11 protein-coding genes and 2 tRNA genes are annotated in these 14,611 nt (G+C 64.4%); 4 read left to right on the top strand and 9 right to left on the bottom strand.

The window, feature by feature from the left end; all coding sequences use genetic code 11:
- Positions 1–142: 142 nt before the first annotated feature.
- The 8 genes from Q8R73_RS25925 to Q8R73_RS25890 all read right to left on the bottom strand — a co-directional run bounded on the left by Q8R73_RS25925 (position 143) and on the right by Q8R73_RS25890 (position 8,548).
- The gene (locus Q8R73_RS25925; RefSeq protein WP_305722391.1) at positions 143–1,003 is read right to left on the bottom strand and encodes a class I SAM-dependent methyltransferase; all 861 of its coding nucleotides are present in this window, start codon (positions 1,001–1,003) and stop codon (positions 143–145) included.
- A gap of 6 nt (positions 1,004–1,009) precedes the next feature.
- Positions 1,010–1,285, bottom strand: coding sequence for a hypothetical protein (locus Q8R73_RS25920; RefSeq protein ID WP_305722390.1), 276 nt, complete (start codon positions 1,283–1,285; stop codon positions 1,010–1,012).
- A 136-nt stretch (positions 1,286–1,421) separates the two neighbouring features.
- A tRNA-Val gene (locus tag Q8R73_RS25915) sits at positions 1,422–1,498 on the bottom strand.
- 109 nt (positions 1,499–1,607) lie between these two features.
- Positions 1,608–4,031: an endopeptidase La gene (lon, locus tag Q8R73_RS25910; protein ID WP_305722389.1), complete on the bottom strand. Its 2,424-nt coding sequence runs from the start codon at positions 4,029–4,031 to the stop codon at positions 1,608–1,610.
- A 306-nt stretch (positions 4,032–4,337) separates the two neighbouring features.
- Positions 4,338–5,612 carry an ATP-dependent Clp protease ATP-binding subunit ClpX gene (gene clpX / locus Q8R73_RS25905; RefSeq protein ID WP_027537232.1) on the bottom strand — a complete coding sequence of 425 codons (1,275 nt, stop codon included), beginning with the start codon at positions 5,610–5,612 and terminating at the stop codon, positions 4,338–4,340.
- Positions 5,613–6,033: 421 nt separating this feature from the next.
- Positions 6,034–6,666: an ATP-dependent Clp protease proteolytic subunit gene (locus Q8R73_RS25900; protein ID WP_305722388.1), complete on the bottom strand. Its 633-nt coding sequence runs from the start codon at positions 6,664–6,666 to the stop codon at positions 6,034–6,036.
- Between the two features lie 266 nt (positions 6,667–6,932).
- A complete protein-coding gene (gene tig, locus Q8R73_RS25895; protein WP_305722387.1) occupies positions 6,933–8,294 on the bottom strand; it encodes a trigger factor in 1,362 nt (453 codons plus the stop codon).
- Positions 8,295–8,463: 169 nt separating this feature from the next.
- Positions 8,464–8,548, bottom strand: a tRNA-Leu gene (locus tag Q8R73_RS25890).
- 149 nt (positions 8,549–8,697) lie between these two features.
- On the opposite strand from Q8R73_RS25890, the gene Q8R73_RS25885 reads away from it, so the two are divergent.
- Together Q8R73_RS25885 and Q8R73_RS25880 are read left to right on the top strand one after the other, a co-directional pair.
- The gene (locus tag Q8R73_RS25885) at positions 8,698–10,020 is read left to right on the top strand and encodes a multicopper oxidase family protein (RefSeq protein ID WP_305722386.1); all 1,323 of its coding nucleotides are present in this window, start codon (positions 8,698–8,700) and stop codon (positions 10,018–10,020) included.
- A 10-nt stretch (positions 10,021–10,030) separates the two neighbouring features.
- Positions 10,031–11,113 carry an enolase C-terminal domain-like protein gene (locus tag Q8R73_RS25880; protein WP_305722385.1) on the top strand — a complete coding sequence of 361 codons (1,083 nt, stop codon included), beginning with the start codon at positions 10,031–10,033 and terminating at the stop codon, positions 11,111–11,113.
- Positions 11,114–11,165: 52 nt separating this feature from the next.
- On the opposite strand, the gene Q8R73_RS25875 is transcribed toward Q8R73_RS25880, so the two are convergent.
- On the bottom strand, positions 11,166–12,668 hold the full coding sequence (locus Q8R73_RS25875) for an NAD(P)H-hydrate dehydratase (protein WP_305722384.1): 1,503 nt from the start codon (positions 12,666–12,668) through the stop codon (positions 11,166–11,168).
- 335 nt (positions 12,669–13,003) lie between these two features.
- On the opposite strand from Q8R73_RS25875, the gene Q8R73_RS25870 reads away from it, so the two are divergent.
- Together Q8R73_RS25870 and glnA are read left to right on the top strand one after the other, a co-directional pair.
- Entirely contained in the window at positions 13,004–13,342 is a 339-nt protein-coding gene (locus Q8R73_RS25870; protein WP_011441447.1) for a P-II family nitrogen regulator, read from the top strand.
- A 138-nt stretch (positions 13,343–13,480) separates the two neighbouring features.
- Positions 13,481–14,611, top strand: a 1,131-nt coding sequence (gene glnA / locus Q8R73_RS25865) for a type I glutamate--ammonia ligase (RefSeq protein ID WP_305722383.1), incomplete at its 3' end; no start/stop codon positions are given.

Here is a 14,611-nt window from a genome sequence, read left to right as displayed (position 1 = left end):
AAGGCCGCGCAGACCATCGTGCATCTGGCGATGATTTTTGAGGAGCGGGCCTAACCAAGGGCCCGGACTCAAAATATCGAAAACAACCCCATGCAATGCAAAGACAACCCTACGATAATACCTTTTCACGCCGGTGCGGCGCTCAGGAAGCCCGCGCCGTCACCATCCAGATCGAGCCGCCCAGCCGCACCTGCTGCCCGCTGGCGAACGGCGCCAGCGCCTCGCGGATCGAACCCTTCGCGGCGTCGCGCACCTCCGGCGGCTGACCATCGAGCGCGCGGTTGGCGGGGCCGATCTCCAGCACCGCCTCCACCGCCGCATCGAGGCCGCGGCCGATCGCGAGATCGAGTTCGAAATGGCACGGCTCCAGGGCGATGCCGGAAAACCCGGCCTCCTCCAGAATGCGCTGCACGCGCGCCCCGGATGCGAAGGCAAACGGACCGGGGTCTTCGGGCCCCTGCTGCGGCAGTTTTGGTACGTGCCGGTAGACCGCTTGCAGCGGCGCCATCATCCACGGATTTTCCCGCGGCTCGCGCCAGCAGGCGAAGGCCAGCCGTCCCGAAGGCCGCAGCGCCCGGCGCATATTGGCGAAGGACACCGCCGGCTCGGCGAAGAACATCACGCCGAACCGCGACACCAGCAGGTCGAAGCTTTCAGGCTCGAATGGAAAGACCGTGGCATCCGCCAGCACGAACTCGACCGGCTGGCCCGCCGGCGTGACCTGCCGCGCCCGCGCCAGCATCGGCGCCGAGATATCGACGCCCAGCACATGACCGGCCGGGCCTGTCCGATGCGCCAGCGCCAGGGCGATGGCGCCGCAGCCGCACCCGACATCGATGATGCGCTCGGCGGGCCTGACCCCGGCGCGGTCGATCAGGATCTCCGTGACCGGCGCCAGCAGCACGTCCTGCGACGCCTGCCGGTCGGTCCAGCGCTGGCCGGCCGGGCCGTTCCAGTAGGCAATCTGGTCCGCGTTGAGATCGTGGCCTGCCGGCGTGTCCATCACGCGCTATTTCGCGCCATCGGCCTTGGCCCGCTTCGCCGGCGGATCCTTCGCAACGGTTTTCGGCGCACTGTCGCCGCGCATGGTGCCCCAGGGATCGGAAGACCCCTTCTGTTCGGGGATGCGGCCCAGCGACTTCTGATAGGCCCGCTCCGCTTCCTTTTCGGCCTTGATCTCATGCTCGGGCTTGCCCTCGAGTTCCCCGTATTTGGGGATCGATTTTTGGGCAAAAGCCGGCCCGGCCAGAAGCGCGAAGACGATGGCGGCGAGCAAAACTCTCATGGCGGACCTCCGGTCTAACCTGCCCGCCTGGTTGCCTCGCAACTTCGGCGCGCCTCTCTTCGCTTCACGATCGCTCACACAAAGGCGGGCTCCGCCCCTGGCTTGCCCAGCCGAAGCCCGCGCAGCGGGCGAAGGCTGGTAGGCGGCGACGGATTCGAACCGCCGACCCTCTCGGTGTAAACGAGATGCTCTAACCAGCTGAGCTAGCCGCCCTCGACGCCTGTTTACCGCTGCCCTGCCCCCGGGCGCAAGCCGGGCCGCTAACCAAAAAAAAGCGGCGCCCCGTGGGACGCCGCTGGTATCTCATTGCAGGCTAAACTGCTCAGTGCGCGGTAAGTCCACCGGCCGCTTCGTCGGTGTCGCCCTTGACCGGCACCTTGGTGTCCTCTTCCCAGACGATCGGCACCGGCTTCCGCACCAGGGCCTGCGCGACGACGTCGTCGAGGCGGGCCACCGGGATGATGGTCATGCCGCCCTTGATCGCATCGGAAATCTCCGTGAGATCCTTGGCGTTGTCCTCGGGGATCAGCACCGTCTTGATGCCGCCGCGGGCCGCCGCCAAGAGCTTCTCCTTCAGGCCGCCGATCGGCAGCACGCGGCCGCGCAGCGTGATCTCGCCGGTCATGGCGACATCGTGCCGGACCGGGATGCCGGTCATGATCGAGACGATCGCGGTCGCCATCGCGACGCCGGCCGACGGTCCGTCCTTCGGGGTCGCCCCCTCCGGCACGTGGACGTGGATGTCGCGGCGGTCGAACAGCGGCGGCTCGATGCCGAAGCCGACGGCGCGCGAGCGGACATAGGATGCCGCCGCCGAAATCGACTCCTTCATCACGTCGCGCAGATTGCCCGTGACCGTCATCTTGCCCTTGCCGGGCATCATGACGCCTTCGATGGTGAGCAGCTCGCCGCCGACATCGGTCCAGGCCAGGCCCGTGACGATACCGACCTGGGGCTCGCTCTCGATCTCGCCATAGCGGTACTTCGGCACGCCGAGAAACTCCTCGAGGGATTTCTCGGTGACCTTCACCGTCTTCTTCTTCGACATCATGAGTTCCTTCACCGCCTTGCGGGCGAGTGTCGAAAGCTCACGTTCGAGGTTACGCACGCCCGCTTCGCGGGTGTAGCGGCGGATCATCAGCAGCAAGGCGTCGTCGTCGATCGACCACTCCTTGGAGTCGAGGCCGTGCTTGGCGACCGCGTTCGGGATCAGATGCTTGCGGGCAATCTCGACCTTCTCGTTCTCGGTGTAGCCGGCGATCCGGATGATCTCCATGCGGTCCATCAGCGGTCCCGGAATATTCAGCGTATTCGCGGTCGTGATGAACATCACGTTGGAAAGATCGTAATCGACCTCGAGGTAGTGATCGGCAAAGGTGCCGTTCTGCTCGGGGTCCAAAACCTCGAGCAGGGCCGACGACGGATCGCCGCGGAAATCGGCGCCCATCTTGTCGATCTCGTCGAGCAGGAACAGCGGGTTCGAGGTCTTCGCCTTGCGCATCGACTGGATGATCTTGCCGGGCATCGAGCCGATATAGGTGCGGCGGTGTCCGCGGATCTCCGCTTCATCCCGCACGCCGCCGAGCGAAACGCGCACGAATTCGCGCCCCGTCGCCTTGGCGATGGACTTGCCGAGCGAGGTCTTGCCGACGCCGGGAGGCCCGACCAGGCACAGGATCGGTCCGGTCAGCTTGTTGGCGCGCGACTGCACCGCGAGATACTCGACGATACGGTCCTTGACCTTCTCCAGCCCGTAGTGGTCGTTGTCGAGCACGGCCTGCGCGGCGACCAGATCCTTCTTGACCTTGGACTTCTTGTTCCACGGGATCGACAGCAGCCAATCGAGGTAGTTGCGCACGACGGTGGCTTCCGCGGACATCGGCGACATCTGGCGCAGCTTCTTCAGCTCGTGCTGCGCCTTCTCGCGGGCTTCCTTGGAGAGCTTGGTCTTGGCGATCTTGTCTTCCAGATCGGCCAGCTCGTCGCGACCTTCGTCGTCGCCGAGCTCTTTCTGGATCGCCTTCATCTGCTCGTTGAGATAATATTCGCGCTGGGTCTTCTCCATCTGGCGCTTGACGCGCGAGCGGATGCGCTTCTCGACCTGCAGCACCGAGATCTCGCTCTCCATAAGTCCGAGCACCTTTTCCAGGCGCGCGGTGACGGACAACGTCTCCAGGATGCCCTGGCGATCGGCGATCTTGACGGCGAGATGCGAGGCCACGGTGTCGCCGAGCTTGGCGAAATCGGTGATGGCCTGGACCACGCCGACCACTTCGGCCGAGATCTTCTTGTTGAGCTTCACATAGCTCTCGAAGTCGGACACGACCGAGCGCGCCAGGGCTTCCGCCTCGACGGACGTGGCGTCGGTATCGGCGAGCGCGACCGCGGTCGCTTCGTAATATTCCGCGCGGTCGGAGTATTTCTGCACGCGTGCGCGCTCGAGCCCTTCGACCAGCACCTTGACGGTGCCGTCGGGCAATTTGAGCAGCTGCAACACGCTGGCGAGCGTGCCGGTTTCATAGATCGAATCGGGGTTCGGATCGTCGTCCGACGCGTTCTTCTGCGTCGCGAGCATGATCAGCGCGTCATTCTTCATGACTTCTTCGAGCGCCCGGATCGATTTCTCGCGGCCGACAAACAGCGGCACGATCATGTGCGGGAAGACCACGATGTCGCGCAGCGGCAGCACCGGATAGGAATGGCTTTCGCCGTGAACGATAGATGGCCGGGGTTTGGGGGGCGTCATGGCCTGTTCCTTTTGTTGTGCCCCCTTGCTCGCAGTCCGCGATCTTGCGCAACCGCCACAAGGTGCCTGTAAGGTCCGGTTCGGCCGACCGCATCGCGGCCTGCATTCCCGGATCGTTTGATCGGCGAATCTAACGGTTAGTTCTTCATCACCGACAGCATTAGGTGGCTATCGGCCATGGGGGTGTCAAGTCGCGGGAAAGGCCCGCCATTCGGCGGCTCACGCGGAAAAAAGCGACGCAACAGCGGCCGCCGAAACCGGCGGCCGACGCTTACGCAAACTTGATCCCCGGCAGCGGGAGCGCGATCAGGCGCTGGCGCTGCTCTCGACGGCGCGATCGGAACGATCGGCATAGATGTAAAGCGGACGCGCGGTGCCCTCAACGACTTCGCGCGAAATCACGACCTCTTCGACGCCTTCCAGTCCCGGGAGATCGAACATGGTCTCCAGCAGGATGCTTTCGAGAATCGAGCGCAGGCCGCGCGCGCCGGTCTTGCGTTCGATCGCCTTGCGGGCAACCGCGCCCAGCGCCTCGTCGGCGAAGGTGAGTTCGATATTCTCCATCTCGAACAGCCGCTGATACTGCTTCACCAGCGCGTTCTTCGGATCGGTCAGAATCTTCTTCAGCGAAGCCTCGTCGAGATCCTCCAGCGTGGCGACCACCGGCAGCCGGCCGACGAATTCCGGGATCAGGCCGTATTTCAGCAGATCCTCGGGCTCGACGTGACGGAATATCTCGCCGGTGCGGCGGTCTTCCGGCGCCAGCACCTGGGCGGCGAAGCCGATCGAGGTCGAGCGTCCGCGTGCCGAGATGATCTTCTCCAGCCCGGAGAACGCGCCGCCGCAGATGAACAGGATGTTGGTGGTGTCGACCTGCAGGAACTCCTGCTGCGGATGCTTGCGGCCGCCCTGCGGGGGCACCGAGGCAACGGTGCCTTCCATGATCTTCAGCAGCGCCTGCTGCACGCCCTCGCCCGAGACGTCACGGGTGATCGAGGGGTTGTCGGACTTGCGGCTGATCTTGTCGATTTCGTCGATATAGACGATGCCGCGCTGCGCGCGCTCGACGTTGTAGTCGGCCGACTGCAGCAGCTTCAGGATGATGTTCTCGACGTCCTCGCCGACATAGCCGGCTTCGGTCAGCGTCGTCGCATCGGCCATGGTGAACGGCACGTCGAGAATCCGCGCCAGCGTCTGCGCCAGCAGCGTCTTGCCCGAGCCGGTCGGACCGATCAGCAGGATGTTCGACTTCGCCAGTTCAACGTCATTGTGCTTGGTCTGGTGATTGAGCCGCTTGTAGTGATTGTGGACGGCGACCGAGAGCACCTTCTTGGCGTGGCTCTGGCCGATCACGTAATCGTCGAGGACCTTGCAGATTTCCTTCGGGGTCGGGATGCCGTCGCGCGACTTCACCAGCGAGGATTTGTTTTCCTCCCGGATGATGTCCATGCACAGTTCGACGCATTCGTCACAGATGAATACCGTGGGACCCGCGATCAGTTTGCGGACTTCGTGCTGGCTCTTGCCACAGAACGAGCAATACAGCGTGTTCTTGGAGTCGCTCGTGCCGACCTTACTCATTCTTATCTCCGTCCGCCGTTCGATCTCGTCCGCTCGATCGCCCCATTCCGGCACTGGGCCGGCACAGGTCCTAGATAGAGCAAAATCCGTACCAAAAAAGACCCTAGCTTCAGATACCGCACGAATCGCGGCTCAACTCGAATCCCCCGCAAAGCATAACCTATCCCAGCTAGCCAACCATGGTCGCACCCGACTATCAAGAATTCGCTAATTGCCGGGCCACCCGGTACCCGTGACAATACCGTGATTTGCGGCGTTCACGCGAGGCGAACCTGTCGAAATCGGCCGGGCGTTGCGCGATTGCCACGCCGCCAGACCGGCACGAAAGCAGAACTTGCTGCCCATTGGGAGCATAGCTGTCCCGCTCGGGCAGCCGATCCTGCCCCAGGCAATGCGCAACACCGGACAATTACGGGGTCTTCTAGGGGGCTTTGGCCGCCACTTCTTCCTGGCGCTTGTCGATCACCTTGTCGACGATGCCGAAGTCGCGGGCCATCTCGGCGGTGAGGAACTTGTCGCGTTCCAGCGCATCCTCGATCGCCTTGAAGGTCTGGCCGGTGTGCTTGACGTAGATCTCGTTGAGCCGCTTCTTCAGGTTCAGGATTTCCTGGGCGTGCAGCATGATGTCGGTGGCCTGGCCCTGGAAGCCGCCCGAGGGCTGGTGCACCATGATGCGCGAATTCGGCAGCGAGAAGCGCATGTCCTTGTGGCCGGCGGCCAAAAGCAGCGAACCCATCGACGCCGCCTGCCCGGTGCAGAGGGTCGAAACCGGCGGACGGATGAACTGCATCGTGTCGTAGATCGCAAGGCCCGACGTCACCACGCCGCCGGGCGAGTTGATGTACATCGAGATTTCCTTCTTCGGATTCTCGGCCTCGAGGAACAGCAGCTGCGCGACGGTCAGCGTCGCCATGCCGTCCTCGACCGGCCCGGTCACGAAGATGATGCGTTCCTTCAGCAGGCGCGAAAAGATGTCGTAGGCGCGTTCGCCGCGGTTGGTCTGTTCGACCACCATCGGCACGAGTTGCATGTAGGTTTCGACGGGATCGCGCATTAGTCACCCAAGGGTTAAGCAGAAAGTTTGGAGGCGGACATCCACCGGCAGGCAGCGAAGAGAGGTTGCCGGGCGCGGACGAACGCCCCGTGATGCAGGACTTCAAGGTTCAGATATGGGCCAATTCCCCGGTAACAAGACCGGGGCAATGACTGGCGGAACTGGCTGCAGTTGAAGCTGATTCGCCTGGCCGGGCATAGGACGGATGCCGCCGCCATGCCGGTTTCGCTCCTCAACCTTAACGCCGGACTGACGTATGGCTCCCGTCAGGCGGCGCTCTTCTCCGCGTCGTCGTCCTTGTAGAGGTCCTCGCGGGTGACCTTCTTTTCAGTCACGGTGGCCAATTCGAGGATGAAATCAACCACCTTGTCCTCGTAGATCGGTGCACGAAGCTGGGCGAGCGCGTTGGTATTGCTGCGATAGTAGTCCCAGACTTCCTTCTCGCGGCCGGGCATCTGGCGCGCGCGCTCGATCACCGCGCGGCTGACTTCGTCGTCGGTGACCGTGATCTTGTTCTTCTCGCCGATCTCGGACAGCACCAGGCCGAGCCGGACCCGGCGGTCGGCGATCTTCTGGTATTCTTCCTTGGCGGCCTCTTCCGTGGTGTCTTCGTCGGCGAAAGTCTTGCCGCCCGACTCCATCTCGGCCTTGATCGAGTTCCACATCAGGTTGAACTCCTCCTCGACCAGCGACGGCGGCGCCTCGAAGCGGTGGGCCTCGTCGAGCCGGTCCAGCAGCATGCGCTTGACCTTCTGGCGGGTGGCGCCGGCGAATTCGGCCACCAGCCGCTCGCGCGCGGCTTCCTTCAGCTTGTCGAGGGATTCGAGGCCGAGCGTCTTGGCGAACTCGTCATCGACGACACTGTCCTGCGGCGCTTCGATCGCGGTCGCGGTGGTCTCGAACTCGGCCGCCTGGCCAGCGAGCTTCTCGCTGGCGTAGTTCTTCGGGAACGAGACCTTCAGGGTGCGGGTCTCATTGGCCGCGATGCCGATCAACTGCTCCTCGAAGCCGGGAATGAACTGCCCGGCCCCGATCACGACCTGGATGCCCTCGCCGGCGCCGCCATCGAACGGCACGCCGTCGATGCTGCCCTTGAAGGAGATCGTGACCCGGTCGCCGGTCTCGGCCTTGGCGCCCTCGGCCTTGGCGGCATAGGGCCTGTTCTGGTCGGCGATGCGCTTGATGGCCTCGTCGACGTCGGCGTCGGTGACTTCAACGACCGGCTTCTCGACGGTAAAGCTCTTGAAATCGGCGAGCGCGATCGCGGGCACCACCTCGATCGAGACGGTGTAGGTGAGATCGGATTTGCCCGACAGGATGTCCTCGACCTCCTTGGCCTCCGTCGGCATGGTGATCTTGGGTTCGGTGGCGAGGCGAAAGCCGCGCTCGGTAAAGATCTGCGTGTTGGTGTCGCGGATGGTCTGGTCGATGGTCTCGGCCATCACCGAGCGGCCATACACCTTCTTGAGGTGGCTCACCGGCACCTTGCCCGGGCGGAAGCCGTTGAGTTTGACCTTGTCCTTGAGCTCAACCAGCTTGACGTCCGCCTTGGCATCGAGATCCGATGCGGGAACGCTGATCTGGAATTCGTGCTTCAAGCCCTCTACGAGGGTTTCTGTGACCTGCATGGCGTCCATCTTCTTCCCGCTTGGTCCGGCCTCTTTCGGCACGGACATTGTCAATCTGGTCGCGCGAGGCTTCATCACCTGCGCCGGTGGTTCGGCGGCCCCATCCCCGGGGAAATCACCCCTTTGGAGACGGGTCCTCCAGCAATTCTATGCACACGCGGTCAGCGCTTGGTGCGGGCGGAGGGACTCGAACCCCCACAACTTTCGTCACTGGAACCTAAATCCAGCGCGTCTACCAAGTCCGCCACGCCCGCTATGAGCATCTCGTTCGGCCGCGATGCGGCGGGCGGCGGGCTTATAACATGGGCTCACCTGTTCGCAGCAAAAAAATGGCCGTTTTCGAGCCTTCTGGACGTAGCTGCGACGGCTGGACTTCTCAAGGCAAAAATGATCGGGATCGGCAATGGCAGATCGCATTCCAAGGCTCGACCGACGCGGCCTCCTGGCCGGTTTGGGCGCAACCGCCCTCGCCCCGGCCATCCCGTCGATCACGGCCGCCCAGGGGCGTTCGTCGCTGGCCCTGCAGGCCAACGAGGCCGTGGTCGGCTTGCGTCCGGGAGGCCCCGGCACTCCGGTATGGACGCTTGAGGGGCCGGCATCCGGTGCGGGCTTCCGGTTCAAGCGCGGCGAGACGCTGGAGGTCACGCTCGGAAACAGACTGCCGGTTCCGATTGCCACGAGCTGGCGCGGCATCGACGGGGTTCCCGGCGCCGAACCGCTGGCGGCGCGGCCGCCGCTGGCACTGGGGGCACGGGAAACCCTCGTGATTCCCTTGCGTCACGCCGGAACGTTCCTGTGCGACTTCAGGCTGCTTGGCGATGGCCAGGCGCGCCCTTCCGCGGTGCGCGCGCTGATCGTTGGCGAGAGCGAGCCGGTTTCCGTCGATCGCGACGAGGTGATGCTGATCGAAGACTGGCGGCTGCGCCCGGACGGGACCGCGATCGCGCCGGGCCGCGATCCCGGGAACGCGGATTCGCTCTACACCGTCAACGGGGTGACCACGGCCGACATCCACGCCCGAATCCACCAGCGGCTGCGGCTTCGCTTCATCAATGGCTGCCAACGCAATGTCATTGCTGTCAAAATAGAGAACCACGAGGTCCGCGTGATGGCGATCGACGGCCAGCCGGCCGAGCCGTTTCCGGCGCGAAACGGCGCGCTGGTGCTGCCGCCGGGAGGCCGGGTCGACGCCTTTGTGGATGTCACCGGAGCTGCGGGCTCGAACTCACCGATCCTGCTCCACGACGGCAAGGAAGCGCGCACGCTCGGCAGGCTGGTCGTGACGGAACAGCCGGCGAACCGACCAGCCCCGCTCCCCGCCGCCGCCGAGCTGGCCTCCAACGGCCTGCCGGCCCGGCTCGATCTCAAAAGCGCGTTGCGGGTCGATCTGGCGCTCGGCGGATCGCCGGCCGAGTGGGTGACGCCGGCGAATTTTGCGATTTCCGCCGCCCCCGCCTTCCGCGCCAAGACGGGCCGCGTCGTGGTGCTGGCCTTGACCAACCGCGCGGCCATGACGACAGTGTTCCACCTGCATGGCCATCATTTCCGCCTGCTCGACCGCCTCGACGACGGCTGGAAACCGTATTGGCTGGACACGCTGGCGATCGAGCCGGGGCAGACCCAGCGGATCGCCTTTGCCGCCGAATACGCCGGCCGCTGGCTGATCGAATCCGTCGCGACCGACTGGGCGGCGCCGCGCCTCGTCAGGTGGTACAGTGTCGAGTGAGGAGACCCGCATGAGCAAAACCACTCTCACCATCCGCAGTGTCAGGGCCCGCACGGTCGTCGCGCCGATCGGCCGGCCGGTCAAAACCGCCTTTGGCGTGATCGAGGCAGCGCCGCTGGTGCTGATCGATGTCGAGACCGATCAAGGCGTTACCGGGCACTCCTACATCTTCGCCTACACCCGACTGACCCTGAAACCGCTGGTGCTGCTGATCGAGGAGATCGGCCGCGACCTCAGCGGCAAGGCGATCGCGCCGTTCGACCTGATGGCGGCGATGGACGCCAAATTCCGCTTGCTCGGCTGGCAGGGCCTGGTCGGGATGGCGGTGTCCGGCCTCGACATGGCGTTCTGGGATGCGCTGGGCCAGGCGGCGAGCCAGCCGCTGGCCGTGTTGCTCGGCGGATCAGCGCGGCCGATCCGGGCCTATGACAGCTACGGCGTGGTCGATCCCAAAGCCGACGCCAAAGACCTCAAGCGTTCGCTCGACCAGGGTTTTGGGGGCATCAAGATCAAGGGTGGCGACGGCGACGCCGCCAATGACGAGCGGGTGGTCAAAGGGGTTCGCGACCTGATCGGTCCCGACATCGCGCTGATGATCGACTTCAACCAATCGCTCGATCCCGCGGAAGCAACACGCCGGATCGAACGTCTGGCGCCCTACGATCTGCACTGGATCGAAGAACCGGTGGCGCAGGAAAACCTGCTCGGCCACGCCGAAGTCCGCGAGCTGTCACCGACCCCGATCCAGGCCGGCGAGAACTGGTGGTTCCCGCGCGGCTTTGCCGAAGCGATCGCGGTCGGCGCTTCCGATTTCATCATGCCCGACCTGATGAAATGCGGCGGCGTCACTGGCTGGCTCCGGATCGCCGGCCAGGCCGACGCGGCCTCGATCCCGATGTCGAGTCACCTGTTTGCCGAGGCCAGTGCCCACATGCTGGCGGTGACGCCGACGGCGCACTGGCTCGAGGTTCTGGACCTCGCCCGCGCGGTTCTGGCCGAGCCGATCGAAATCATCGATGGCGCGGTGACGGCACGCGGACCCGGCCTCGGACTGTCATGGGACGAGGCAGCCGTGGCAAAATATCTGGTGTGAACGGCTTGCACCGGCGTCATCGTCCGCGAATGGGCATGACAGTCTTCTTGTCTCAATAGTCGATTCCGAACTCGTCATAGAGCCGCCGGAATACCGCCGGCAGCACTTCCGGCAGATCTTCGGCGATCAGGCCTGGCCCCGCCTCGCGCGCGGCCTCGCCGTGCATCCAGACGCCGATCGAGGCGGCCTCGAACGCCGGCACGGCTTGGGCCAGCATCGCGGCAATCATCCCTGCCAGCACGTCGCCGGCGCCGGCGGTGGCAAGCCAGGGCGGCGCATTGGACGCGATGATGGCGCGTCCGTCCGGCGCGGCCACCACGGTATCCGGTCCCTTGAGCAGGACGACGGCGCCGCTGCGTTCGGCGGCGGCCCGCACCCGCTCCAGTTTCGAGCGATTGGGATGCTTGTTGCTGATGTCGCTGAACAACCGCGGAAACTCGCCTTCATGCGGCGTCAGCACGATTTGCTTGTCGGGCGACCCCGTGATCGCCTCGAACAGCCGATCGGGGGCCGCCGCAAAGCTGGTCAGCGCGTCGGCATCAAGCACGAGGCTGCGCTGCGCCGACAGCGCGGTGAGAACGAAATCGCGGGTGCGGTCGCCGATCCCGGCGCCGGGACCGATCACGACGGCGTTGAGGCGCCGGTCGCCCAGCAACTGCGCGAACTCGACCGCGCTGTCGATGGCGTGGACCATCACGGCGGTCAGCGCCGCGGCGTTGACGGCCAGGGCTTCACGGGGCGATGCCAGCGTCACCAGCCCGGCCCCGGCGCGCAGACAGCCCCGCGCCGCCAGCCGCGCCGCGCCGGTCGCAGCGATATCTCCTGACACGATGACCGCGTGGCCGCGGGCGTATTTGTGGCCCTCGATCCGCGGCACCGGAAACGACAGGCGCCAGGTTTGCGGCACGTTTTCGAAAGTCTGCGGCTTGATCTCCGCGAGCACGTCGGGGGCGATGCCGATATCGGCGACGCGCACCCGGCGGCCTGCATGGATCCGGCCCGGCATCAGCAGATGCGCCGGCTTGCGCCGGAAGAACGTCACGGTCTCGGTGGCGTTGACGGCGATGCCCATGACCGCTGCGGTGGTGCCGTTGATGCCGCTCGGCAGGTCGACGCTGAGAACCGGCGCGCCGTTGGCATTGATGGCCGCGATCATCGCGTAGGGTTCGCCCTCGACGGGGCGGTTGAGACCGGCGCCGAACAGCGCATCGATGATCAGCGCGGGCTTGCCGATCGCCTGCGGATTGAACGGCAGCACCGGAAACTTCCAGCCCTTCGCCGCGGAGGCGGCATCGCCCTGCAAAGAGTCCCTTTCACACAGCAGGATGACCGAGACCTCGCGGCCGCGCGCCGCCAGCTCCGCCGCCGCCACAAAACCGTCGCCGCCATTGTTGCCGCCGCCGGCGACCACCAGGATCGGCCCCTCCTCCACCAGATCCATCGCGGCTTCGGCAACGGCCTGACCGGCGCTGAGCATCAGCGCGAACCCCGGCGTGCCCGCGGCAATGGTCAGCCGGTCGGCCCGATCCATCTCGGCGGTTGTAAGAACTTCCATGCCGAATTCCCGATCCACGCGCCTCATCCTGAGGCATTCCTCGTCTCGCGCACACATCTGGTCGGTGCCGTCTGCACACCGATTGACCTGTTTGCCTATTCTGTAGGCTACAGTATCATGGCATGTCGCTCCAAGCGCTGGTCCCTGCCTGTTAAAAGTCTGATAACATTTCAAAATCAGGCAACGTGACAACTTGGCATAGACCCTGCTTTTGGGGAAGCTGGCTCGGGACCGTCATGCCATGAGGGTCCGGAACAGACTCGACCGCTTGCGCGCCACGCGCTTCGTGAAACCAACCTGCAGTCTGCAACATGGAAGTGCCCGGGAGGCGTTCAGTGAAAAAAATAGAAGCCATCATCAAGCCATTCAAGCTCGACGAGGTGAAGGAGGCGCTCCAGGAGGTCGGACTGCAAGGCATCACCGTTACCGAAGCCAAGGGCTTCGGGCGACAAAAGGGGCATGCCGAACTCTATCGCGGCGCCGAATACATCGTGGACTTTCTGCCCAAGGTCAAAATCGAGATCGTGATCGGCGACGACCTGGTCGAGAAGGCGATCGACGCGATCCGGCGCGCCGCCCAGACCGGCCGCATCGGCGACGGCAAGATCTTCGTCTCCAACATCGAGGAAGCCATTCGCATCAGGACCGGCGAGTCCGGGCTGGACGCCATCTGATCTGCCGCTTTTGGCGGCACGCCGATCCCGTATCGGCACTCTGATATTGTATTGGGCTTGGCCCGATTGTATTGACCATGCCTGACGGTCGCCGCCCGCGGCCCGATCGCGATGACCTGTAAGCCAGAAGGGGTATTCATGAAGACCGCCAAAGACGTCCTGAAGTCGATCAAGGACAACGACGTCAAATACGTCGACCTGCGTTTCACCGATCCGCGCGGCAAGTGGCAGCATGTGACCTTCGACATCAGCATGATCGACGAGGAAATCTTCGCCGAGGGCACGATGTTCGACGGCTCCTCGATCGCCGGCTGGAAGGCGATCAACGAATCCGACATGACCCTGATGCCCGATCCCGTCACCGCGACGATCGATCCGTTCTTCGCCGAAACCACCATGGTCATCACCTGCGACGTGCTGGAGCCGACCACCGGCGAGCCCTACAACCGCGACCCGCGCGGCATGGCCAAGAAGGCCGAAGCGATGGTCAAGTCGATGGGCATCGGCGACACCGTGTTCTTCGGACCGGAAGCCGAGTTCTTCGTGTTCGACGACGTGCGCTACCAGACCACCCCCTACAACACCGGCTTCAAGCTGGATTCATCGGAACTGCCGACCAACTCGGACACCGAATATGAGGGCGGCAACCTCGGCCACCGCATCCGCACCAAGGGCGGCTACTTCCCCGTTCCGCCGCAGGACTCGGTGCAGGACATGCGCTCGGAAATGCTGGGCGCAATGGCCAAGATGGGCGTCAAGGTCGAGAAGCATCACCACGAGGTCGCCTCCGCCCAGCACGAACTCGGCATGAAGTTCGACACGCTGACGCTGATGGCCGACCAGATGCAGATCTACAAGTACTGCATCCACCAGGTCGCGCACATCTACGGCAAGACCGCCACCTTCATGCCGAAGCCGGTCTATGGCGACAACGGTTCGGGCATGCACTGCCACCAGTCGATCTGGAAGGACGGCAAGCCGGTATTTGCCGGCAACAAATACGCCGACCTCTCCGAGACCTGCCTGCACTACATCGGCGGCATCATCAAGCACGCCAAGGCGATCAACGCCTTCACCAATCCGTCGACCAACTCCTACAAGCGCCTGGTCCCGGGCTATGAAGCCCCGGTGCTGCTGGCCTACTCCGCGCGCAACCGCTCGGCCTCCTGCCGCATCCCCTACACCAACAACCCGAATGCCAAGCGCGTCGAGGTGAGTTTCCCCGATCCGTTGTCCAATCCCTACCTCGACTTCGCCGCGATGGTGATG

The sequence above is a fragment of the Bradyrhizobium sp. genome (assembly GCF_030697065.1).
Classification (GTDB): Bacteria; Pseudomonadota; Alphaproteobacteria; order Rhizobiales; family Xanthobacteraceae; genus Bradyrhizobium.
The sequence above is the reverse complement of the archived record's forward strand: the minus strand, read 5'-3'. Positions and strand labels throughout refer to the sequence as shown.